Origin of the sequence: Psychrobacter sp. W2-37-MNA-CIBAN-0211 (assembly GCF_040309405.1) — a bacterium.
In the GTDB taxonomy this organism is placed as follows: Bacteria; Pseudomonadota; Gammaproteobacteria; order Pseudomonadales; family Moraxellaceae; genus Psychrobacter; species Psychrobacter glaciei.
In genome coordinates this window covers 1-244 of the sequence record NZ_JBEOOU010000487.1, presented here as the reverse complement: position 1 = coordinate 244, position 244 = coordinate 1, and the positions used below count along the sequence as shown (strand labels likewise).

Sequence of the window (244 nt, the reverse complement as noted above, 5' to 3'; positions counted from 1 at the left end):
ATACAAAGCGGTTCACGATTTGGCGGAAAAGCTGATGGCAGCGGCTAATAAAAATGATACTAAACAGTTTGAATCTTTATATGCTGAGCTAAAAGCTATTTGTATTGAAAACGAAAATACAGCGAAGGATCACCCTGTACAGTGGGAAACATTGGCTGATTTCACCGAAGAGCTAGAAGAAGCTATTGAGACTTACGAAAAAGCGTTACAGAAGTCGATAGAAATTAATAACAAAGATCATATG

The 244-nt window shown here is 37.3% G+C and carries 1 pseudogene; it reads left to right on the top strand.

Going from position 1 to position 244, the window contains the following annotated elements:
- Positions 1–244, top strand: a pseudogene (locus tag AAEY72_RS15995) (tetratricopeptide repeat protein); the annotation flags it as partial.